Origin of the sequence: Marinobacter sp., assembly GCF_040882185.1 — a bacterium.
Lineage (GTDB): Bacteria > Pseudomonadota > Gammaproteobacteria > Pseudomonadales > Oleiphilaceae > Marinobacter.
This window is the reverse complement of record NZ_JBBEBW010000020.1, coordinates 182,708-203,750: the sequence shown is the minus strand read 5'-3', so window position 1 is coordinate 203,750 and position 21,043 is coordinate 182,708. Positions and strand designations below refer to the sequence as shown.

The window sequence follows — 21,043 nt, the reverse complement described above, 5'->3', positions numbered from 1 at the left end:
AGAACACATGCAGACACGTAAGCTTGGCCGCACTAATCTCGACGTCAGCCTCATTTGCCTGGGTACCATGACCTGGGGCGAACAGAATTCGGAGCAGGAGGCTTTTGAGCAATTGGATTTAGCCACCGGAGAAGGCATCAACTTTATTGATGCTGCCGAAATGTACCCGGTACCTCCGCGTGCCGAAACTCAGGGCCTCACAGAGACCTATCTCGGTAACTGGTTGGCTCGTCGGGGCCGCCGGGATGATCTGGTGATCGCTTCCAAAGTGGCCGGCCCGGGAAACGGACTGGCGTACCTGCGGGGAGGACCACGCCTGAATGCAAAACAGGTGCGCCAGGCTTGCGAGCAAAGCCTCCGACGCCTGCAAACTGATTATATTGACCTTTACCAGGTGCATTGGCCGGACCGTAGCACCAATTTCTTCGGTCAACTGGGCTATCGGCACAATGAGGATGAGACGGCGACGCCCATCGAAGAGACGCTTGAAACGTTGCATCGTCTGGTTGAGGAAGGAAAGATTCGCCAGATAGGCCTGTCTAATGAAACGCCGTGGGGCATGATGCAATACCTGCGGTTATCCGAACTTAAAGGCTGGCCCCGGATTGCCAGTATCCAGAACCCCTACAATCTACTCAATCGCTCTTTTGAAGTTGGGCTGGCGGAAATGGCGCAGCGTGAGCAGGTTGGTCTGCTGGCTTATTCGCCTCTGGCCTTTGGGGTGCTTTCTGGTAAATACCTTGGCGGTAAACGTCCGGAAGGCGCCCGCATGACCCTGTTTGAGCGTTTCAGTCGGTACGCCGGAAAGCAGGGTGAAGAAGCCACTAAAGCCTACGCAGACCTGGCGAAAGCACATGGATTGTCGTTGGTCCAGCTTGCCCTGGCCTATGTGAATAGCCGCGGATTTGTGGCGAGCAACATCATCGGCGCTACCAGTCTTGAGCAACTGCGAGAAAACATTGGTTCGGCGTCCGTCGAACTTGAAGATGAGGTGCTCAAAGCGATTGAGGAACTGCATGCCATTTACACCTATCCCTGTCCCTGAGCCCGCGGAATAGCTCACCCGTAAATGAATGTCCTCACCTCCCCTGGCTCGTTGTCTGGGGGCGGCATTACATGCCGTTACAAACAGTGTCCGAAAATTGACAATTTCCTACCAGTCCAGTGACAAAAAACCGGGCGAAATGTGTGCAAAATCACAGTTGTAAGCGCGTTTCGTATTAGACTTTAGAGTAAGACACTATTAGAATTCACAACCTAATTTCAGGCTTGGCAAATCATGATAATTCGTATCTTTCTGGTTCTTCTCGCACTCAATATGGTGGCCTTTGTGGTTCGCGCCGAAGCGAATGAGCGGGCAGCGATTATTGAAGAAATTTATCCGGAAGATGTTTATACATTACAGGATCGTATGTCCGGAGATTTCGAAAGCCGGGATGAAGATGCACTCACCGATCTGGGTACGCGTCTCCTGAGCTGGCGGTTCAGCAGCGGCAGTGATGACTTGCGCACGTATGCCTCTGATGCTGCGATCGCGGACCATGGTGTGGCATTGGTGAATGAGGGCGCGTGCCTGAACCTGAAATGGAAATTTTGATTCGCTGCTACAAACTGACCGTTCGCTCTGCCGATTCCGCTTTTACCTGTCCCTACTCTCTACTTACTCTTTTCGCGCTCATTCTATTCTGACGTTACCCGTTTACCCGTAAGGAAATACCTAAAGGCGCATTGTCTACCGGCGTATCCCGTGTGATCATCTCTCCAATTCTGGCGTAAAGCCGGGGAAGTAAACCGGAATCAGGGAGAGTGATTGACTATGGCCGGGACTCCTATAACGCTGAGCGATGCTGATGCTTGTGTCGATGCATTAATCCAAAAAGTAGGCAAAGACATTACCCTTGGGCTACCGTTGGGTCTCGGCAAGCCTGTTCGACTGGCCAATGCGTTATATCGGCGCGCCTGTCACGATAAAACTCTGAACCTGCATATTGTCACCGCGATCTCCATGCTGGCGCCTTCGGGCAGCTCTTCCCTGGAACGTCGTTTCATGAAGCCGTTCGCTGAGCGACTATACGGTGACATTCCCGAGCTCGCTTACGCGGCAGACGTGGTAAAGGGCTTGCTCCCGGACAACGTTCAGGTCTCCGAATTCTTCTTTAAAGCGGGCAGCTTTCTTCACCATAACAGCCAGCAGCAGAACTACGTGTGCACAAATTACACCCATGCGGTCAGGGACTTGCTCGCTCAGGGTGTCAATGTGGTGGCGCAGATGGTGTCGCCGCCCGAAGAAGTCGGGGGCGATTTGTTCAGCCTTAGCTGCAATCCGGATCTGACTCTCGACCTTATTCCCGAACTCAACGCGATGGAACGCGAGGGCCATCCCATCGCGTTGATCGCCGAGACTAACCGGAATCTGCCGTACTTGGGGCGTGACGCAGAAATTCCTGCGGACACCTTTGATGTCGTTCTTGACCAGCCCGAACAGGATTACCCGCTGTTTTCCGTACCTCAGATGGCCATCAGCCCCACGGATCACCTGATAGGTTTCTATGCCAGCACTTTATTGCGAGATGGGGGCACACTTCAGGTGGGCATTGGATCCCTGGGCGCGGCGCTGGTACACAGCACCATCATGCGCCACCGGAATAACGACGCCTGGCATAGGACTTACCAAGCGCTGAATATAGAACAGAGTTTTCCCATAGCGTCCCGTTGCGGTGGCACTGGCGTGTTTGAGGAGGGGCTTTACGGCTGCAGTGAAATGATGGTCGATGGCTTCATCCATCTGATGAAGGCCGGAATATTGAAGCGTGAGGTATATGATCACGTCGGGTTGCAGTTGCTCATCAATCGGGGTCGGATAAGCGCCACCGTGACTCTGGCTACATTGGACGTGTTGCGTGAAGAAGAGTGGATTGACTCGCCTTTAAGGGCCAGGGATGTCCGCTGGCTCAAACGCTATGGCATTCTGAATGATCAGGTGATTTTCAAGGGTGGCCGGTTGACGGTGGGCGAGTATTCCCTGGATCCGGATCTTGACGATCCGGAAGCTCGCGAGCATTTGGCGTCCCTGGCGCTAGGCTCCCATCTGACCGGAGGAGTGGTGCTCCACGGGGGCTTTTACCTGGGACCGGAGAGCTTTTATCAGGCCCTTAGAGATTTGGCGCCGATCCAGAAAGACCGCCTCTGTATGACAAGTGTGAACTTCATCAATCACCTCTATGACCACCGGTTTGGCGATCAGAAGCTCAAGGTGGCGCAACGTAAGGACAGCCGTTTTATCAACTCAGCGATGATGCACACGCTCAATGGCGCAGCGGTTTCGGACGGGCTGGAGGATGGCCGGGTCGTAAGTGGGGTGGGTGGGCAGTACAACTTTGTTGCCATGGCTCATGATTTGCCGGGTGCGCGGTCCATCCTGACGCTGCGCAGTACCCGCCAATCTGATGGCAAGGCGGTATCCAATATTGTCTTCAGTTATGGCCACTGCACGATTCCCCGTCATTTGAGAGACATTGTGATAACCGAATATGGCATTGCGGATGTGCGGGGCAAGACGGATCAGGAGGTTTATCTCGGATTGATTCGTATCGCTGACTCCCGTTTTCAGCAGGAATTGCTAAACCGGGCTCAGAGCGCTGGCAAGGTGGCGTCCGGCTTCCGTCTGCCAGCGGAGTGGTGCCAGAACACCCCTGAATTGGTTCAGAGCGCCCTGCAAGCGGCTGGTGAAAATGCCTTCCCGGCGTTTCCGTTTGGCTGCGACTTTACCGAGGAAGAACTGACGCTTGGTAAAGCACTGCGTGGCCTGAAGGCCGCAACGGCAACCCGTCGTGGTAAAGTGGCAACTCTGTGGCGGGCGTTGAGGACCAGTACCGGCGACGAAGTTGTGCAGCCACTGCTCGAGCGCATGTCACTGACGGCCCCGTCGGGGTTCAAAGCCAGGTTGGACAGGCGCCTGCTGGTTCACGGTCTGCGCCAGTCGGGCCATTTCACATCATCTGAGGATAACGCTGACTAATGCAACGACCGGCTGTTTATACCGTTCATTACCGTTTGAAAAATCGTACCGGAGAAGTCGTCGATACATCGGAAGGTGGCGAGCCACTGACCTTCATGGAGGGTTCCGACAGCGTCATCAAAGGTATCCAGGAAGCTGTGAAGGGGCGCGGGCCGGGCGACTGCCTGGAAGTCACGGTGCCACCTGAAATGGGTTATGGAGAGCACAATTCAGAGCTGGTTCGCCGGGTGCCCCGCTCGATGTTCGAATACGTTGATGACTTGCGTATCGGTATGAAGTTCCAGACCAATACCGGCGATGAGGCCCAGGTGATCAAGGTAGTCGGCATTGACGGCAACCTTGTTCATGTGGATGCCAACCACCCGTTGGCCGGTTTCACGTTGTATTTTGATCTCGAAATTGTTCAGGTCAGGGAGGCCAGCGACGACGAGCTGGGTTCCGAACCACCTCGGTGAATGTCCGCAAGTCCGTCGGCTACGGTTTCTTGGAGGCGATCGGCGAGGTCCGAAATGGTTTCCTTGGCCGTTGCCCGAACCGGCTCATGAAAAACCAATGAGACTTCAACGGCTGGCTGCTTCAGCATTCTGATCAGGTGTGAGTGGAACCCGTCGTCACCGATAAACGGCGCCAGGTGGTCCGGCCTGCTGTTCCTGCGATAACCAATGCTGACCGGCTGGATGGGTACGCTGGCCTCGAGAGCCGCGCTCAGGAGCCGCCCGTGAAACGGCAGGACCGTAATGCCGACGGTCGTGGTTCCTTCCGGAAAGACCAGCACCGACTGCCCAGCCTCCAGAGCGTTCCTGATATCAGTGCGGCTCTGGTTTGCCCGACCGCCCCCTCGTTGGATAAACAGGGTGCCAGCCTGAACCGCGAGCCAGCCGATCACCGGCCACCGGGCAACCTCCGCTTTGGACAGGAACCGAAGCGGTGCCGTGCCACCCAGGATGGGAATATCGGACCAGGAGATATGGTTACTGACGAACAATACCGGCCCTTTCGCAACGCGGCCGTGGTGCCGGACCCGAAATCCGAGGCAGCGCGCCGCCCCGCCAAAACAGAAACGCGCCCAAGGGCTGCGGTCTACGGCTTTACCTCTGCTCTTTTCTACGCTCCGCACGCCAACGGCGATACCAGCGGTCAGCAGAAGAAACAGTATAAACAGGGTGAGCCTGCTGGTCAGGCGGATAGCGTGCATCATAGCGGCTGCTTCCAATGGTTTTTAATCACAGGCGTGCTGGCGTTGCTTGATGAAGTGTCGATTGTAGCGGTCAGCGAGGCGCGATACCTCAAGCAGTACCAGTAGGTCTGCACAGCGGAATTCCGGGTCCCAGCAAGGTTCACCACAGACCCTGGCGCCCAGTCGCATATAAGCTTTGATCAACGCGGGCACTTCAACTGCGCGCTCTTCGTTGACAGCGTGGGTGAGGTGGGGCAGTTCGCGTATCGGAAAAACCCGGCAGCGCTCTTCGGTCAGGTATTCCCGCTGCAGGTGCCGGGCTATGCGCCAGGCTTTAAGACCACCGTCAGACATGCCAATGCTGGCACAACCGATCAGGTAATCGATTTTCTGAGTGACCAGATATTCCGCTACTGCCGACCATAGCAATGTAATGGTGCCGCCGTTGCGATAAGCCGGATGCACGCAGGTGCGGCCCAGCTCGGCAAGGGTGCCGGGCAGGTCATACAGTTGGGAAAGGTCAAACTCGCCTTCGGAGTAGAATCCACCGGCTTTCCAGACCTGCTTCTGATGGAGTATCCGGGTGGTGGCGACCAGTTGCCCGCTGGTTGCATCCCGCACCATCAGGTGATCACAGAGTTCATCAAACCGGTCGGCATCAATGCCCGGCACCGTGGCGCCAAGGTTCGATCCGTATTCCGCCGAAAACACCGAGTACCGCAAGCGCTGGGCTGTTTCGATTTCGACTGGGTTACGGGTAATGCAGGTAGTCAGTCGGCGGGCGGGGCGAGCAGAGCGAACAGTTTGTGCTGTCATGGCTATTTCTCTTTATGTCCATTTTCAGACAAGCCTATGAAGCCGCTGTGACACCCAGATGAAACTAAGGTGACGAGCCCATGACAACTGGTGATAAGCCGACTACCTTTAGAACATGTCACGGGGTGTAACGAAAGGCGCGTTCCCTGTATATTTCTGAATGGCGTGTATAATTGCTGTTACCGGGCGTTGTCTGTATCGTCGCTCTGGCACACTGCAATTTCAGACGCTTCGTTCTGTGTAAGCGGTTTCAGTGAGATACCGGGTAGTGGAGTACGAGGCTTGATAAGCTTCGGTAGGCTCGGGAAAAGGGCCGGGTCCATCGCGAGGGTGGTGGCCTGCAACGGGAAAACAAGATCAGAGATGGACTGCGTGGAACAAACAAATAACGAAGGTTGGCGAATTCTCATCGTCGAGGACGATGAGCGACTGGCAGACTTGACGCGAGAGTATCTGGAGAGCAATGGGCTCACAGTGACCCTTGAAAGTCACGGTGGTCAGGCAGTAGAGCGCATCAAAAATGAGCAGCCCGATCTGGTGGTGCTTGACTTGATGTTACCCGGAGAAGACGGGCTCTCTATTTGCCGCAGAGTTCGGCCATTTTTCCCGGGTCCGATTATCATGTTGACGGCTCGTACTGATGACCTTGACCAGGTCCTTGGTCTTGAAATGGGTGCTGACGATTACGTTGGTAAGCCAGTCAAACCCAGGGTGCTACTGGCTCGTATCCGGGCGTTGTTGCGCCGGGTGAGCGAGAATGCGGCGTCGGCCAAGGAGCCCGAGAGCGCCGATGAGCCCGTCAGGCTTCAGTTCAATGACCTGATTGTTGATCGTGCGATGCGAGAGGCCTGGCTGAACGATGCCAGTATCGACCTTACCAGCGCCGAGTTTGACCTGCTGTGGCTGCTGGCGAGCAGTGCCGGTAGGGTGCTAAGCCGTGAAGAGATATTCACGGCGCTGAGGGGTATCGAATACGACGGTCAGGATCGATCTATCGACGTGCGAGTTTCTCGCATTAGACCCAAAATCGGGGATGATCCTGTTCATCCGCGGCGGATCAAGACTGTTCGTAGCAAGGGCTACCTTTTTGTAAAAGAAGCCTGACAGTGATTTCCGGACGCGGGCCGCAAGGCCTGCGCCCGCCTTCAATACCACGGTAGGGTCCGATGCCCCTGAAGTTCTTCCTGAAGCTCTACGCGCGCCTGATAGTCCTCACCGCACTTGTGCTTATTCTTTGTCTCGCTCTGTTCTGGGGCGTGAACTCGGTTCGCAGTCAGTCATGGCAAGAACAGTTTCCCGGACCGATGATGCGTTGGCTGGCTTCGGTGCCTGCGCCTGCCGGGCATTACAAATGGCTTGAATCCTTTTACGATTTCCGTGTGATCAGCCCGGACGCGCTGACTTCAGTGGTTCAGGAAAGGCTCGCCTACGGCCAGGTTGTGGCGTTGGCAAGCACCCTGGGGCCGGAGGTTCTGGTTCAGAAGATTGGTAATGACGCCGTTCTCAAACTGCGGTTCCGCGATGTTTACAGAGACGTTTCCGAGGCCACAGCGCTTATCGTGCGGAGTCATCTGAGTGGGTTGTTACCGCAAGAGCGCGATGCTGCAATAGAGCGGCTTTCGAATGCGTTTGCAGTGCAGTTGGCTTTGCTTTCCGACGCTGAATCGCTGCCGGAAAGTGCTGTACTGGAACGGGTTTCAGAACGGGGGCTATCTTACTATCAGGCCAGTCGATACAGCGCTGCAGAAGTCCTCATCCGTCTTGATGATGGCACTCTTGCGCGCTTAGAAATGCCTGAACCTTTCAATCCCTGGGCCTGGCCGGTGATTTTATTGCTTGTGGCAGTGGCCGGGAGTGTACTGGCTGGCGCCTTACTGCTGTTGCTTCGCGGTGTCGATCATAATCTGAGAGCGGTAGAGTCGTTGGCTGTGCGCATTGCCCGGGGTGAAATGGAGGCGCGGGTGCAGGCTGGTGAAAGCCAATTGGTCTCGCGCCTGGCGACGGCGTTCAACAGTATGGCAGAGCATATTCAACGTCTTGTGGGTGTGCAGCGGGAGATGATTCACGCGGTATCACACGAATTACGCACGCCTGTTGCCCGGATACGGTTCGGTGTGCAGATGATAGAAGACTGTGATAACCCCGAAGATCTTCAAAAGCAGCTGAACGGAATAGATGGAGATATCCAGGAACTTGATGAACTGATTGATGAAATTCTCACCTACGCCAGGCTGGAGCAGGGTGGGCCGGTGTTTGCGCTGCATGAGTCATCGGTCACCGACATCGTTCATCAGGTGGTGGGCGAACAGCGGCTCATCCATACCAAGGTTGCCATTGACGCAGTGGTGCCGGCAGAAGCTGACGTCTGGGCGCTATCTGATGTGGAGCCGCGCTATCTTCATCGGGCGATCCAGAATCTGGTGGGAAATGCCGCGCGCTATGCCAATGACCGGGTTCGGGTTACCTGCCAGTTGGATGAACACACCTGCCGGATAGATGTTGAGGACGACGGCTCGGGTATCCCGGAAGAGGACTGGGAAAAGGTATTCACTGCGTTTGCGCGCCTGGACGACAGCCGTACCAGAACATCAGGCGGCTACGGCCTGGGGCTTTCTATCGTGCGTCGGATCCTGTTTTGGCACGGTGGTCAGGCATTCGTGGCTCGCAGTGGTGATCTGGGTGGTGCAAAGTTCAGTCTGGTCTGGCCCCGTAAAAAGGTGGAAGAGTGTGATGAGCTGCTCAAGCAATGACGCGATGTAACAAAGTTACAACACAATCCACACAGACCTGTGCCGGGAACTGTCCGATACTTCAAAGCGTAAGGGATGACTTTTGAGGTTGTAGTTCTTACGAACTTTCCTTGTTTTATTCGTCATTTGAGGGCCGGTTTTCCGGCCCTTTTTTTGTTTTTTCAACCCCCGGTTTTGGCCCTCCTGGAAGCTTCTTGTCACCCCTCCCACTGCCGTCAGTGCGACCGGGCGAATGCGATAAGATGCTCAGCTTCTACCCGTATCGGCACATGCTCTCCCAGATAGAAGTCGAGATGGCTGCGAAACAGCGCTTCGAATTCGGTTTCTTCCGACAGTTTGAAACGGTAGAGGGTGGAGGTGCCAGCGAAGGTTTTCTCAATTACCTTCGGTCGCAAGTTTGACTCCGGATCGTGAACGATATCGTCAGGCCGTATCAGGATGTCTACCAGGGTACCTGAGGACCAGTTGTAGGTGCGGTTGCCCCTGATTACGCCCAGTTCTGATTCAATGGTGTCCGGCCCCAGGGCGGTACCCGGTATAAACCCCCCCTGACCGACAAAACCAGCCACAAAACGGTTGGTGGGTTCGTGGTAGAGGTTGTAGGGCACGTCCCACTGTTGAACCTGGCCATCTTTGAGCACGGCCACCTGATCGCACATCGCAAAGGCTTCCTGCTGATCATGGGTGACCAGAATGGCACTGATGCCCAAGGTTTTCAGGATATCCCGCACGTCCAGACTGAGCCGTCGGCGCAAGTCGGTGTCAAGGTTCGAGAAGGGTTCATCAAGCAAAATCAGTGTAGGCTCCGGGGCCAGTGCACGAGCCAGGGCAACACGCTGTTGCTGTCCGCCGGAGAGCTCATGAGGGTATTGATTGGCAAGGTCCTGTAAGTGCACTAGCTCCAATAGCCCCGCAACTTTCTGGATACGGTCTGCCTTGCTCTGATGCCGGAGCCCGAAGCCTATGTTATCCGCGATGGTGAGATGCGGGAATAAGGCGTAGTCCTGAAATACCATGCCAATTCGCCGCTTTTCCGGTGTCATGGTCCGGCCGGGCAGGCTGATAGTGGCGGATTCCAATCGGATTTCGCCCGTACTGATTGGTAAGAATCCGGCCAGGGCTCTCAGTATCGTGCTTTTACCACATCCGCTTGGACCCAGCAGGCATCCAATGTCACCTTGCCCAAGAGAAAAACTAACGTCTTTCACAACAGGCACTTCGCCATAGCCACATGAGAGGTTGTTGACTGTTAACAGCCAGTTATCTTTTTCCGAGGATACTGGGCGGTCGGCCACCTCGTTTTGTGGGTATGTAATCGATGTCCCATTATTGTCCCGGCTGTTTTCAGTTTCAGTGCTGGCGGTCGACATTGCAGGATCAGCCCAGTTGCCCAAGAATCAGAAATTCAAGCAGCGCTTTCTGGGCGTGAAGCCGGTTTTCGGCTTCATCCCACACGACAGAGCCAGGGTGTTCCAGCATGTTAACGGAGATTTCTTCACCGCGATGGGCTGGCAGGCAGTGCATGAAAAGAGCGTCCCTGGCAGCCAGAGACATCAGCTGTTCATTAATCTGGTAGCTGGCAAATGTTTTGGCCCTGGCGGCCTGTTCGTCTTCCTGCCCCATGGAAGCCCAGACGTCTGTGACCAGCAGGTGGGCGTCTTTTGCAGCCGTGGCGGGCTCGTGAAAGACGGTTACCTGATCGCCCGCTTCTGCGAACATGGTCTGGTCCGGCTCGTAGCCTTCAGGGCAGGCCACGTTGAGATGGAAACCAAACAGCTTAGCCGCGTTGATATAGGAATTGCACATGTTGTTGCCATCTCCTATCCAGGCCACCGTGGCGCCCCGGATGCTGCCGCGGTGTTCTCGATAGGTCTGCATGTCGGCCAGTAACTGGCAGGGATGAAAGTCGTCGGTCAGCGCGTTAATGACCGGTGCGCCCGATACTGCCGCAAACCGCTTTATCGTTTCGTGTTCAAACGTCCTGATCATCACTGCGTCAGCCATGCTGGAAATAACCCGGGCAGAATCTTCGATGGGCTCCCCACGGCCGAGCTGGGTGTCACGAGGTGACAGGAACAGGGCGGCACCTCCGAGTTGGGTCATTCCTGCCTCGAAAGAAACTCGTGTGCGAGTGGATGACTTTTCGAAAATCATGGCCAGGACGCGATTCTTGAGTGAGTCCCGCACCATGCCGTCGCGCCAGCTGCGCTTGAGTTTGCTGGCATGATCCAGCAACCGATCCAGTTCATCGGTGGTCAGGTCATTCAATGTCAGGAAATGTCTAACTGGCATGTTTACGCCCTTTTAATGAAATATGGCCTGCGGTAATAATTTAATATAGTAGTCGGCGATCTTTGGCATCTGGTAAGGCTCAGTGGCGTGGACGCCAATTTGTTTTGGGTCTGGGTATGGAAGAGATTGGAGCAGTGCAGTAGCGTCGCAGACTGGTTACAAATAGCCTCGGTGACTGCGAGGTGTGCGTGCCCAAGACCACACACCGCGATACCGCAAAAAAAGTATCGTAATATCGGAGGCAAGATTTAAGTCTAGCGGTTAACCCCTATGATGACAATGGCGGCTGGAGCTGAGTCGTGAGGTCGTTTAATGGGTTTGGTGCGTATTTGAACAGGCGTGTACAATGAACCCAGTCAGATACAAATTTTGTGATGTCATTGTTCCTGGAGAGGCGAGTTTTATGGATATTAACGAAACGATTAAAAGCCAATTGGCTGACAACCCGGTCATCCTCTATATGAAAGGTTCACCACAAGCTCCACAGTGTGGCTTTTCGGCGAAAACGGTTCAGGCTCTCATGGCGTGTGGAGAGCGTTTCGCCTTCGTGAACATTCTGGATAATCAGGAATTACGTGAAGGGCTGAAAGTTTACTCGAGCTGGCCTACCTACCCGCAACTGTATGTAAGCGGGGAGCTGGTCGGTGGTTGCGATATCATTCTTGAGATGTCAGAGAGTGGAGAGCTGGCAGAAGTGGTAAAAGCTGCCGCCAATAAAACGGAAGCCTGATATTTCGCGATGCCTTATATCCGCTCCGGCGAGAATTTCACTTCGATCCGGAAGCGGAGATTTTCCCCCTTATCACCAGAATCACCAGAGTGGGGGGCGGACCGGCCTTAACCCGAGTTGCGTCGTAAGCTTCCCATGACGGCATCCAGTGCGCGATCGACGAGGGCTCCTTGCTCAAGCGTCGTTAACCGACCTCTTCGCATCTCATGAGCTAGTTCTATACGGGTTTTCTCGATCACCTTCAGTCCCATCCGGTTCACAAAAACAAAACAGTCAGCTTCCTCGATAATGGCAGAGAGCTTACAGCGGAAGCTGGTTCCGTTAACCAGGTTAAACTCAACCCAATTCCCAACATCAATGGCGTCTACCTGAGTCACGTATTCGGCAACCGCAGCGTCCTCAAGCTCTTGCTGTCGCTCTATGGCCGTTTGCTGGACCACCGGTATATCTTCTTGCAGCTCCAGCTCGGATGGAGTCTCTTTAGCTTCGGCAAGCGCGTGAGCCCGGAAAGCTTCAGTCAGCTCATGCTTGAGCTCACCCATCATCTCATCGAGATTGGTTGAGTTGTAGGAAACTTCCTCGAGTCCCGCTCGTAGAGACTTAAGCAGGCCGGGAACGACCCGCACCCACTGATCACGTTCATCATCTTCAAGATGGGGATGCAGGCACCAGATTAAATCATCGACCACTTTGACGGATTGATTCCAGCGATGCTCGACATCATTTCTCAGATACGCCAGAAACATGACGCGACTCCACCCATGCAGAAGGATATGGCGGATAGAGTCGGGTACACGATGTTTAGCCAGTTTGTCCTGCAGTAACTGGTCAACGGTTTCCTGCGCTTTCTGGGACTTGATACGACCACGTTCGGATTCGCGGGTACGTTGTTCAACCAACGACGATTTGCGATTCTCTCGCGACAGAAACTGATCGAATTCTTCGCTGAGCTTTTCGAAAAGTGTGATGTCGCCGTCAAACTCATTCAGTATTCGGAGCACAATTGTGTGGATATGCTCGTAAAGCTTATCCCGGGTTTTCTCGTCACTTTCACTCCAGCCGATGCCTGCCCTCGCCAAAGAATTCAACAACTTACGCGCTGGATGGTTAGCCTTGCTGAAAAACGATTTATCCTTGATGACCACTTTGAGAATCGGGATCTGCAGCCGGCTGATCAATACCTGAATGGGTGCAGATAGGTTGTAATCATCAAGAATGAATTCGAACAGCATTGAAACGAGATTGATCAGATCTTCGTCCACCTCATTCAGTGCGGGCTTTTTGCCATCCGTTGAAGAGGTATTGCGCAACAGGTGTTCGACCACCGAGCGTAGATCCACGACCAGTGGCTCGCCAGCGCTCAGGTTTCCGCTGGTATAATTGGTCGACTCTCGGGGTAGGGATGTCAGAAGTTGAAACAGTTCGGCGGCACCAACCAAATGAAGATTGGGGTCAGCAGAACGTGGTGCGTGTCCGCTTCGTTGTTGTGCGAGCAGTTGGCCGATCTGTTCAAACAGAGCTTCATCGCCCGGAGAGCCAGTTTGCGGCTGGGCGTTGTAGTCTGCGTTGTTTTCCCGGGTCTGTGCCTGGCCGCCGTGTTCTTTTTGTTTGGCCTGTTCACTTGTTTTGCCGTGATAGCGAAAGTTGGGAATGACCCCCGCCTGGATAAGGATCCGGTTGGCTTCATCAAGCAACATGCCCAAATTGGAGACCACATAACGATCGAACTGCTTGAGGACGATCAGGCGTTCCCGTATCTGGATTTCCAGGGCCTGAGCGGCTTCTACAAAAGCGCCACATACGTGCTCGGGGGCCAAAGGGTTAACGGGATCTTCGGCGGTAGCGCCAGGGTAGACGACACTGAATCGGGTCTGTAGTTGAATAAGTGGCCCCTGAAAATAAGCGCGGGACTTAGTGACCATCGCATTCAGGGCAACCTGTTCTTCAAGATCGTCGTTATGAACCAACGACAGGCTATCGGCAGTCTGCGGGTTACCCTGCTCGGGTGCGGCTATGGTTGCACTGCTTCTCGGGGGATGACTGAAAAGATGAGCAACGGCGGTCTGGAAATGCTTTTCCACACCCTTACGCTTGATGCGAATTTCCCTCATCGCTTCAAAATAGCGGTTCTGCTCATTGTTACTACGGGCATTATTGGCGAGTTCAAATAGAGAATCGTCCACAGCGTCAAATGCGCCCTGGAGCAAATCTCCAAGTCCGGCCACAACCGTATCGCGGATGCGGACAACTTCTTGTGGTAGGGGCACAGCCGCTCCCGGGCCTTTGTGCTCGTGGAGATAATGTATGCCGGACTGCTTATTCATGGCCGACTCCTATTACGCCTCAACCGGATACATGACCGAGCTTACCTGCTTTAACTCTTATTATTTGTGTAATCTACCGCAATTCTACCACGGGAAAGATGAACAAACGCTAACGATTCTCCTCCAGACTATCAGTTTCGAATAATTGATAGCCTGTAAGATTCTCATTTTTTTAGAGTGTGCGGACCGAGGCGGTTGCTTTAGGCCTCGGGTGCTGCGTTCTGCCTACATGGCAGATTAGCTGGTATAAACTGGACCTACCCCCATACTCCATACAACGACGCTTATTGCAAGCAGCCCGACAAACATGACCAGGCCGACCGTCAGTACGGAGGAGGCGAACATAAACCCTCGATCTTCAGGGATTTTCATTAAAATGGGTAGCCCTTCGTAGAGCAGATAGACGGAATACGCTATTGCAGCAAGCCCCACGACCATATTGACCCAGATGTTAGGGTAGGCTGCGATAATCCCTAGCAGGAACACCGGAGTTGCGGTATAGGCCGCAAGAATAACGCCCCTGGGTTTATCATTTTTTACTTCATAAGTGGCAGCAAAGAAATCAATAAAGCGACCAATTATATAGATTCCCGCCAGCATCGCCGCGTAAAACAACATGCATAGTTGCAGTGCACTGCTTGAGGTGAGGCGAATTACCTGACCATCACCGATTTGCCAGCCCACTTGAGTCGTGCCATAGAATCCAGCAACAGCGGGTATCAATGCCAATAGTAGAACGTGTCCGAGATAAAGCTTGCCGATCGATTCGGAGTCATTGCGGATTGATTCCCACTCCCTGTCCGGGTGGGTAAGCAAGCCAACCGTGTGACTAAGACTCATCTAGTAAACTCCTGTTGTTGTTATGGTGTTATTGAGGTCAGTGTTGATTTTAACCGCAGGCAGGTCAAGCAGGGATTTAAATCTTGATACTCCCAATATCCTTCAGCTTACAGGGAAGCTGTATATGAGTGATGGATTTCAGGCACGGCTGGCTCGTTTTTTGCGTTTTTTCGGGGGGTGAACAATGGCGGCTTTAACCACGTTATCCTTGATCTGTAACACCTCGATACGATGACCTTTCAACTTCATGCAGACGTTGGTCTCTGGAATTGTTTCCAGGTGTTCGGTAATCAGTCCGTTTAGCGTCTTCGGTCCATCCGTTGGCAGTTTCCAGTCAAGTATTTTATTCACAGTGCGTATCGCCGCGGCACCATCAATAATAAAGGTGCCATCATCCTGAGGAATGACATCGGGGCTGGTTGCCGCGTAATCGGTGGTGAACTCTCCGACAATTTCCTCGAGGATGTCCTCCAGCGTTGCGATTCCCAGCACATCCCCGTATTCATCGACCACAATGCCGATGCGCCGCTTGGCTTTCTGGAAATTGATCAGCTGCGTGTTCAATGGTGTGCTTTCAGGGATGAAATACGGCTCCCGGCAAAGCTGCATAATCATTGCTTTATTGATGTCTTCCTGAAGCAGCAGCTTTGACAGGTTCCGGAGGTGCAGCATGCCCTGGATGTTGTTGATGTCATTTTTAAAAACCGGTAGGCGTGTATGCTGGCTGCTACGCATCTGACGTAGGATGGCGTCTATATCATCTTCCAGATCAATGCCAACCACCTCGTTCCTCGGCACCATGATGTCATTCACCGTTACTTTTTCAAGATCCAGTATGCTGACGAGCATGTCCTTGTGTTTGTTAGGAATAAGCGCGCCAGCTTCATTAACGAGGGTCCGCAATTCTTCCCGGCTAAGGTGATCGCTAGCCGCATCTTCAGGTGAAATACGAAGTATTTTGAGGATAAAGCCAGTAAAAAGATTAACAAGCCAGACTATCGGATACAGAACTTTGAGCAGCGGCCCGAGTATGTGGCTGGCAGGGAAGGCGATTTTTTCCGGAAAAAGAGCAGCCAGGGTTTTCGGGGTGACTTCGGCAAATATCAGAATGACCACTGTCAGCAGGACGGTTGCGATCGCGATGCCTGCGTCGCCCCAGATTCGGATAGCAATGACAGTGGCAATAGACGAGGCAAGAATATTAACGAAGTTGTTGCCGATCAGAATGACGCCAATCAGCTGGTCTGTTCGTTTGAGCAGTTTGTTAGCTCGAAGGGCACCCTTATGGCCGTTCTTCGCCAGATGCTTCAGTCGGTAACGGTTCAGAGACATCATTCCGGTTTCGGAGCTGGAGAAGAACGCAGAGAGAATGATGAGTCCTGTTAAGGTGGAAAACAGCGCTGTCAGCGATGCCTCGTTCAAGAAGAATAATCCTTATGTTGCAAACAAGTAGCGAAAGTAGGGGTGTCGGGCGGAGGTGTCAAGAGTTTGCTGAAGCGCTTTATCCGCCGCGTTGAAAAATAAGCTCAAGAACCAGCTTGCTGCCGTAAAAACCGATCATCAGAAGCATGCAGCCAGCCAGCGTCCAGCGGCTAGCGGTAATGCCACGCCACCCCTGGGTATAGCGACCGATCAGCAATCCAACGAACACCGCCAACGATATCAGCGAGAAAAGAGTCTTGTGAGCAAGGTCCTGGGCAAACAGGTCATCGACAAAAATAGCGCCGGTGATAATCGACAGAACAAGCATGATAACCCCTGCCCAAACCAGCTCGAACAGCAGGGATTCCATGGTCTGTAAAGGCGGCAGGTTGCTGACCAGCAAACTGTTGTAGTTCTGCTTTAACTGCCGGTTTTGAAAATAAAGCAAAAGCGCCTGGGCTGCCGCCAGGCTGAAAAGGCTGTAGGCGGTAACGGATAGTGCTATATGAGAGAGCATGCCCCAGTTGTCCTGCGCTACGAAGCGAGGCGGGGAGTGAAAAGTCAGGATAAAAATAACGGTTATCGCAGCGAGGGGGTAAGCGCAGAGAAAGAGGCTCTGCACCGGCTTACGTAGGTTCAGTATCAATAAGAGTGCGACGATCAACCATGAAATCAGCACGGAACTTTGAAAAAAGCCGAGATTAAAGGCACCCTGCGAGCGAACTGTTTCCCAGATCAATACGCCATGGCTGGTTAACGCCAGGGCACCAATAAGTGTGACAATGGCAACGCTGGTGTTGACCCGGCCCCTGAAGCTCAGAGCCTGCAGCGCGGTTCCAATGCTGTAAAGAAAAAGTGTGGTTACCGCGAGAATCAGGGTTCCCATGACATCCTTTGCGTCGAGTTTCCGGTTGCGGAGTCAGGAACCTTCATTGAATTCCTGTAGTCTGGTGAGCACTGAATTGACTGTGCTGGTCGTTTCAGGGCAATAGTCTGGGTATAATGTCTTGATTGTGCAACCGGAATCAACCGGTTCCTCGTTCACACGCTAACTATTCAGGGGCACGGAATAACGCCATGTTTGAGAACCTGACCGATAGACTGTCTGGCAGCCTGCGAAAGATTTCCGGCCAGGCCCGGCTGACCGACGACAATATTAAAGAAACGTTGCGGGAAGTTCGCATGGCCCTGCTTGAGGCCGATGTTGCACTGCCTGTGGTAAAAGCCTTTATAGAAGGTGTCCGTGAACGCGCCATCGGCCAGGAGGTCATGCGCAGTCTGACGCCAGGCCAGGTCTTCGTGCGCGTGGTGCAGGAAGAGCTTGAGCGGGTGATGGGTTCGGGCAACGAAGCCCTGAACCTGGCAACGCGGCCCCCCGCAGTCATTATGATGGCGGGCCTTCAGGGCGCGGGTAAAACGACCACCGTGGCAAAGCTGGCACGGTTGCTGAAGGATCGCCATAAGAAGTCGGTGTTGGTGGTGAGTGCGGATATATACCGCCCCGCGGCTATTAAGCAGCTCGAAACCCTCGCTGCCGAAGTAGGCGTCGGGTTCCATCCGAGTTCGGCGGACCAGGACCCGGTTGCGATTGCTGAAGGTGCCATCGATGCAGCCCGCAAAAAGCATATTGATGTAGTGATTCTGGATACTGCCGGTCGTCTGCATGTCGATGAGCAGATGATGGGGGAAATCGGTCGCTTGCATAAAGCGGTTAACCCGGCTGAGACCCTGTTTGTTGTCGATGCGATGACGGGCCAGGACGCTGCCAACACGGCCAAGGCATTTAACGATGCGTTGCCGCTGACCGGTGTGGTGCTGACCAAAACCGATGGTGATGCGCGCGGTGGCGCGGCGTTGTCGGTCCGGCATATCACCGGCAAGCCCATCAAATTCCTGGGTGTAGGTGAAAAAGTCGATGCTCTGGAGCCGTTTCATCCTGATCGCGTGGCCTCACGCATTCTGGGTATGGGTGATGTGCTTTCTCTTATTGAGGAGGCAGAGCGCAAGATAGACAAACAGAAGGCTGACAAGCTCACCAAGAAAATCAAGAAAGGCAAAAGTTTTGACCTTGAAGATTTTCGCGACCAGCTTCAGCAGATGAAAAGTATGGGCGGTGTCGGCGGTTTGCTAGACAAGTTGCCGGGCATGGGGCAAATGGCTCAAGCAGCTCAGCAGCAGGTCAACGACAAAAGTATGGGGCAGTTGGAGGCGATTATTTGCTCCATGACGCCAAAAGAGCGCCGCTACCCTGATGTGATCAACAATTCCCGTAAAAGACGCATAGCAACAGGCTCTGGCACGCAGATACAGGATGTTAACCGCCTGTTGAAGCAGCACAAGCAAATGCAAAAGATGATGAAAAAGTTCAGCAAAAAGGGCGGTATGGCCAACATGATGCGTGGTATGCAAGGTATGATGCCGCCCGGTGGCGGAGGTGGCGGCATGCCACCATTTGGCCGTTAGTAGAAATCAGGATAGTTTGCCTGTTTTCTTCGCCGGGGATTTAGCTTAGAATAGCGCCCCTTTCGAGTATGGGTCTCCGCGTTAGCCTTTGGCTAGCTGGCGTGAGTCGTACAAAGTTCGTATAACAGAACAGGATATTGGTCGAAATGGTAACAATCCGTTTGGCTCGTGGTGGCTCTAAGAAGCGCCCGTTCTACCATCTGACAGTCACTGACAGCCGCAAATCCCGTGACGGCCGCTTCATTGAGCGTGTTGGTTTTTTTAACCCTATAGCCCGTGGTCAGGAAGAGCGTCTTCGCGTTGATCGTGAGCGCGTTGAATTCTGGGTAGGCCAGGGCGCACAGACCAGTGAGCGCGTAGCGCAGCTGCTGAAAGGCACTGCTGAGTAATTGAGTTTATGAGCACTGGGGTGAAAGGCATGGCGCAGCGTCCGCAGGAAACTGTGATTGGCCGGATAACCGCGGTGTTTGGGATCAAGGGATGGGTTAAGGTTTACGCCTACACCGATCCCCTGGACGGTATTCTTAATTACCGGAACTGGACGGCTGTTTTCGAAGGTAAGCGTATCCCGCTTGAGCTGGAGGAAGGTCGTCGGCAAGGGCCGGGAATCGTCGTAAAGCTCAAAGGCGTCGACGACAGGGATACTGCAGCAACTTACTGTGGGTTCGATATTGTCGTTCCTCAGAGTGAGTTGCCGGATTTGCCGGAAGGTGAATTTTACTGGTACCAACTGGAAGGTCTGCGTGTGGAGACGGTCTCGGGAGAAATTCTCGGAGTCGTCGGGCATATGATCGAGACAGGTTCCAACGATGTTCTGGTGGTGAATTCATCTCCGGAATCCATTGACCAGAAAGAACGTTTGATTCCCTATCTGCCTGATCAGGTTGTGAAGAGCGTTGCTCTGGATTCGGGGTTGATCGTTGTAGACTGGGATGTGGAGTTTTAACGGGTGTGGATTGGTGCGGTCAGTCTGTTCCCGGAAATGTTCAGTGCTGTAACTGACTACGGTGTAACCGGCAGGGCGACTCGAGAAGGTTTATTGACTTTTACGAGCTGGAATCCTCGGGATTTTACCTTCGACCGGCATCGAACGGTGGATGACCGGCCTTATGGTGGTGGCCCGGGGATGCTGATGAAAATTCAGCCTCTGCGTGACGCCATTCAGGCAGCAAAAGCGGCGTCCCCCGGTCAGGCTTGCGTAGTGTATCTTTCACCGCAAGGCGAGACTCTGACGCAGGCGGTTGTTGAGTCACTGGCATCGGAACAGAGGCTGATTCTGGTTGCCGGTCGCTATGAAGGTGTGGACGAGCGGCTTATTGCGACCGAAGTTGATAGAGAAGTGTCACTGGGGGATTTTGTTCTTTCTGGTGGTGAAGTGGCAGCCATGGCTGTCATTGATGCGGTTACCCGCCTCATCCCCGGAGCGCTGGGTCATGCGCAGTCGGCAGAGCAGGATTCGTTCGCCGATGGTTTGCTGGATTGTCCGCATTACACTCGGCCTGAGATTTATGAAGGTGAGTCAGTGCCGGATGTGTTGTTAGGCGGTCACCATGATCAGATCCGGCGTTGGCGGCTCAAGCAGTCGTTGAGGCGAACTCGGGCGCGACGCCCCGACCTGTTGGAAAAGCGGGTGTTTACGGATGAAGAGCGTGAGCTGCTGGAAGAACTTTTTAATGAACCGGGTGCCTCTGAAACTTCAGGGCATTAAAAGATTGAGTATCAGGAGCATACGATGAGCGGTAAGAACAACATCATCAGTCAGATTGAAAACGAACAGATGACCAAGGAAATCCCGGTTTTTGCACCAGGCGATACTGTGGTTGTCCAGGTTCGCGTAACAGAAGGCAACCGTGAGCGATTGCAGGCGTTCGAAGGTGTTGTTATTGGTAAGCGCAACCGCGGCATGAATTCCTCCTTCACTGTTCGTAAAATTTCTTACGGTGTCGGCGTCGAGCGTACTTTCCAGACTTTCAGTAAGCTGATTGATAGCTTGGCAGTGAAGCGTCGTGGTGACGTTCGTCAGGCTAAGCTGTACTACCTCCGCGATCTGTCTGGTAAGGCGGCGCGTATCAAAGAAAAGTTGGGTTGATTGCCCGCCTTCGGGCGACTGTTACCTGGTTTTTCAGAGAGCGAGTAGAAAGGCAGCCATATGGCTGCCTTTTTTTTTGGTGGTGCGCCAGGCGTGGGCATGTTGGTGCCCGATGGCAATCT

Annotated in this window: 20 protein-coding genes; 12 read left to right on the top strand and 8 right to left on the bottom strand. The window is 53.7% G+C overall.

Annotation, left to right across the window (positions count from 1 at the left end; translation table 11 throughout):
* Positions 1–7 precede the first annotated feature (7 nt).
* The 4 genes from WEB64_RS11630 (at position 8) to WEB64_RS11615 (ending at position 4,473) form a co-directional block, all read left to right on the top strand.
* Positions 8–1,045, top strand: a complete 1,038-nt coding sequence (locus WEB64_RS11630) for an NADP(H)-dependent aldo-keto reductase (RefSeq protein ID WP_368061280.1) — start codon at positions 8–10, stop codon at positions 1,043–1,045.
* A gap of 234 nt (positions 1,046–1,279) precedes the next feature.
* Positions 1,280–1,597 carry a hypothetical protein gene (locus WEB64_RS11625; RefSeq protein ID WP_368061281.1) on the top strand — a complete coding sequence of 106 codons (318 nt, stop codon included), beginning with the start codon at positions 1,280–1,282 and terminating at the stop codon, positions 1,595–1,597.
* A 219-nt stretch (positions 1,598–1,816) separates the two neighbouring features.
* A complete protein-coding gene (locus WEB64_RS11620; protein ID WP_368061282.1) occupies positions 1,817–4,018 on the top strand; it encodes an acetyl-CoA hydrolase/transferase C-terminal domain-containing protein in 2,202 nt (733 codons plus the stop codon).
* Positions 4,018–4,473: a peptidylprolyl isomerase gene (locus WEB64_RS11615; RefSeq protein ID WP_368061283.1), complete on the top strand. Its 456-nt coding sequence runs from the start codon at positions 4,018–4,020 to the stop codon at positions 4,471–4,473. The genes WEB64_RS11620 and WEB64_RS11615 overlap by 1 nt, the downstream gene beginning before the upstream one ends.
* Here WEB64_RS11615 and WEB64_RS11610 read toward each other — a convergent pair.
* Positions 4,422–5,216 (bottom strand): lysophospholipid acyltransferase family protein, encoded by a 795-nt coding sequence (locus WEB64_RS11610; protein WP_368061284.1) that lies wholly within the window; start codon positions 5,214–5,216, stop codon positions 4,422–4,424. The genes WEB64_RS11615 and WEB64_RS11610 overlap by 52 nt on opposite strands.
* Positions 5,217–5,237: 21 nt before the next feature.
* Positions 5,238–6,011, bottom strand: coding sequence for a GNAT family N-acetyltransferase (locus tag WEB64_RS11605; RefSeq protein ID WP_368061285.1), 774 nt, complete (start codon positions 6,009–6,011; stop codon positions 5,238–5,240).
* A 363-nt stretch (positions 6,012–6,374) separates the two neighbouring features.
* On the opposite strand from WEB64_RS11605, the gene WEB64_RS11600 reads away from it, so the two are divergent.
* Together WEB64_RS11600 and WEB64_RS11595 are read left to right on the top strand one after the other, a co-directional pair.
* On the top strand, positions 6,375–7,115 hold the full coding sequence (locus WEB64_RS11600; protein WP_368061286.1) for a response regulator: 741 nt from the start codon (positions 6,375–6,377) through the stop codon (positions 7,113–7,115).
* 62 nt (positions 7,116–7,177) lie between these two features.
* Positions 7,178–8,761, top strand: a complete 1,584-nt coding sequence (locus WEB64_RS11595) for an ATP-binding protein (protein WP_368061287.1) — start codon at positions 7,178–7,180, stop codon at positions 8,759–8,761.
* A 215-nt stretch (positions 8,762–8,976) separates the two neighbouring features.
* Here the strand turns inward: WEB64_RS11595 and WEB64_RS11590 are convergent, their stop codons facing one another.
* Both WEB64_RS11590 and argF read right to left on the bottom strand, forming a co-directional pair.
* On the bottom strand, positions 8,977–10,056 hold the full coding sequence (locus WEB64_RS11590) for an ABC transporter ATP-binding protein (RefSeq protein ID WP_368061455.1): 1,080 nt from the start codon (positions 10,054–10,056) through the stop codon (positions 8,977–8,979).
* 82 nt (positions 10,057–10,138) lie between these two features.
* A complete protein-coding gene (gene argF, locus WEB64_RS11585) occupies positions 10,139–11,053 on the bottom strand; it encodes an ornithine carbamoyltransferase (protein ID WP_368061288.1) in 915 nt (304 codons plus the stop codon).
* Positions 11,054–11,456: 403 nt separating this feature from the next.
* On the opposite strand from argF, the gene grxD reads away from it, so the two are divergent.
* Positions 11,457–11,783, top strand: coding sequence for a Grx4 family monothiol glutaredoxin (gene grxD / locus WEB64_RS11580; RefSeq protein ID WP_368061289.1), 327 nt, complete (start codon positions 11,457–11,459; stop codon positions 11,781–11,783).
* Positions 11,784–11,890: 107 nt separating this feature from the next.
* On the opposite strand, the gene WEB64_RS11575 is transcribed toward grxD, so the two are convergent.
* The 4 genes from WEB64_RS11575 to WEB64_RS11560 all read right to left on the bottom strand — a co-directional run bounded on the left by WEB64_RS11575 (position 11,891) and on the right by WEB64_RS11560 (position 17,255).
* Positions 11,891–14,107 carry a DUF1631 domain-containing protein gene (locus WEB64_RS11575; protein WP_368061290.1) on the bottom strand — a complete coding sequence of 739 codons (2,217 nt, stop codon included), beginning with the start codon at positions 14,105–14,107 and terminating at the stop codon, positions 11,891–11,893.
* 237 nt (positions 14,108–14,344) lie between these two features.
* Positions 14,345–14,947, bottom strand: coding sequence for a Yip1 family protein (locus tag WEB64_RS11570; protein WP_368061291.1), 603 nt, complete (start codon positions 14,945–14,947; stop codon positions 14,345–14,347).
* Positions 14,948–15,085: 138 nt separating this feature from the next.
* Positions 15,086–16,369, bottom strand: a complete 1,284-nt coding sequence (locus tag WEB64_RS11565; protein ID WP_368061292.1) for an HlyC/CorC family transporter — start codon at positions 16,367–16,369, stop codon at positions 15,086–15,088.
* Between the two features lie 79 nt (positions 16,370–16,448).
* Positions 16,449–17,255, bottom strand: a complete 807-nt coding sequence (locus tag WEB64_RS11560) for an inner membrane protein YpjD (protein WP_368061293.1) — start codon at positions 17,253–17,255, stop codon at positions 16,449–16,451.
* Between the two features lie 191 nt (positions 17,256–17,446).
* Between WEB64_RS11560 and ffh the strand changes: the two genes are divergently transcribed.
* The 5 genes from ffh to rplS all read left to right on the top strand — a co-directional run bounded on the left by ffh (position 17,447) and on the right by rplS (position 20,921).
* Positions 17,447–18,832, top strand: a complete 1,386-nt coding sequence (ffh, locus tag WEB64_RS11555) for a signal recognition particle protein (RefSeq protein WP_368061294.1) — start codon at positions 17,447–17,449, stop codon at positions 18,830–18,832.
* 146 nt (positions 18,833–18,978) lie between these two features.
* On the top strand, positions 18,979–19,221 hold the full coding sequence (gene rpsP, locus WEB64_RS11550) for a 30S ribosomal protein S16 (protein WP_368061295.1): 243 nt from the start codon (positions 18,979–18,981) through the stop codon (positions 19,219–19,221).
* 29 nt (positions 19,222–19,250) lie between these two features.
* Positions 19,251–19,778, top strand: coding sequence for a ribosome maturation factor RimM (gene rimM, locus WEB64_RS11545; protein ID WP_368061296.1), 528 nt, complete (start codon positions 19,251–19,253; stop codon positions 19,776–19,778).
* Between the two features lie 3 nt (positions 19,779–19,781).
* Complete coding sequence (trmD, locus tag WEB64_RS11540; RefSeq protein ID WP_368061297.1) at positions 19,782–20,540, top strand: tRNA (guanosine(37)-N1)-methyltransferase TrmD; 759 nt, start codon at positions 19,782–19,784, stop codon at positions 20,538–20,540.
* 24 nt (positions 20,541–20,564) lie between these two features.
* The gene (rplS, locus tag WEB64_RS11535) at positions 20,565–20,921 is read left to right on the top strand and encodes a 50S ribosomal protein L19 (RefSeq protein ID WP_368061298.1); all 357 of its coding nucleotides are present in this window, start codon (positions 20,565–20,567) and stop codon (positions 20,919–20,921) included.
* Positions 20,922–21,043 lie beyond the last annotated feature (122 nt).

Bases quoted from the DNA above. Each gene is read 5' to 3' on its own strand.
- WEB64_RS11560 (WP_368061293.1), bottom strand. From the start codon at position 17,255: ATGGGAACCCTGATTCTCGCGGTAACCACACTTTTTCTTTACAGCATT.
- rimM (WP_368061296.1), top strand. From the start codon at position 19,251: ATGGCGCAGCGTCCGCAGGAAACTGTGATTGGCCGGATAACCGCGGTG.
- ffh (WP_368061294.1), top strand. From the start codon at position 17,447: ATGTTTGAGAACCTGACCGATAGACTGTCTGGCAGCCTGCGAAAGATT.
- rpsP (WP_368061295.1), top strand. From the start codon at position 18,979: ATGGTAACAATCCGTTTGGCTCGTGGTGGCTCTAAGAAGCGCCCGTTC.
- rplS (WP_368061298.1), top strand. From the start codon at position 20,565: ATGAGCGGTAAGAACAACATCATCAGTCAGATTGAAAACGAACAGATG.
- WEB64_RS11610 (WP_368061284.1), bottom strand. From the start codon at position 5,216: ATGATGCACGCTATCCGCCTGACCAGCAGGCTCACCCTGTTTATACTG.
- WEB64_RS11605 (WP_368061285.1), bottom strand. From the start codon at position 6,011: ATGACAGCACAAACTGTTCGCTCTGCTCGCCCCGCCCGCCGACTGACT.
- argF (WP_368061288.1), bottom strand. From the start codon at position 11,053: ATGCCAGTTAGACATTTCCTGACATTGAATGACCTGACCACCGATGAA.
- WEB64_RS11625 (WP_368061281.1), top strand. From the start codon at position 1,280: ATGATAATTCGTATCTTTCTGGTTCTTCTCGCACTCAATATGGTGGCC.
- WEB64_RS11570 (WP_368061291.1), bottom strand. From the start codon at position 14,947: ATGAGTCTTAGTCACACGGTTGGCTTGCTTACCCACCCGGACAGGGAG.
- grxD (WP_368061289.1), top strand. From the start codon at position 11,457: ATGGATATTAACGAAACGATTAAAAGCCAATTGGCTGACAACCCGGTC.
- WEB64_RS11575 (WP_368061290.1), bottom strand. From the start codon at position 14,107: ATGAATAAGCAGTCCGGCATACATTATCTCCACGAGCACAAAGGCCCG.
- WEB64_RS11600 (WP_368061286.1), top strand. From the start codon at position 6,375: ATGGACTGCGTGGAACAAACAAATAACGAAGGTTGGCGAATTCTCATC.
- WEB64_RS11615 (WP_368061283.1), top strand. From the start codon at position 4,018: ATGCAACGACCGGCTGTTTATACCGTTCATTACCGTTTGAAAAATCGT.
- WEB64_RS11595 (WP_368061287.1), top strand. From the start codon at position 7,178: ATGCCCCTGAAGTTCTTCCTGAAGCTCTACGCGCGCCTGATAGTCCTC.
- WEB64_RS11620 (WP_368061282.1), top strand. From the start codon at position 1,817: ATGGCCGGGACTCCTATAACGCTGAGCGATGCTGATGCTTGTGTCGAT.
- WEB64_RS11630 (WP_368061280.1), top strand. From the start codon at position 8: ATGCAGACACGTAAGCTTGGCCGCACTAATCTCGACGTCAGCCTCATT.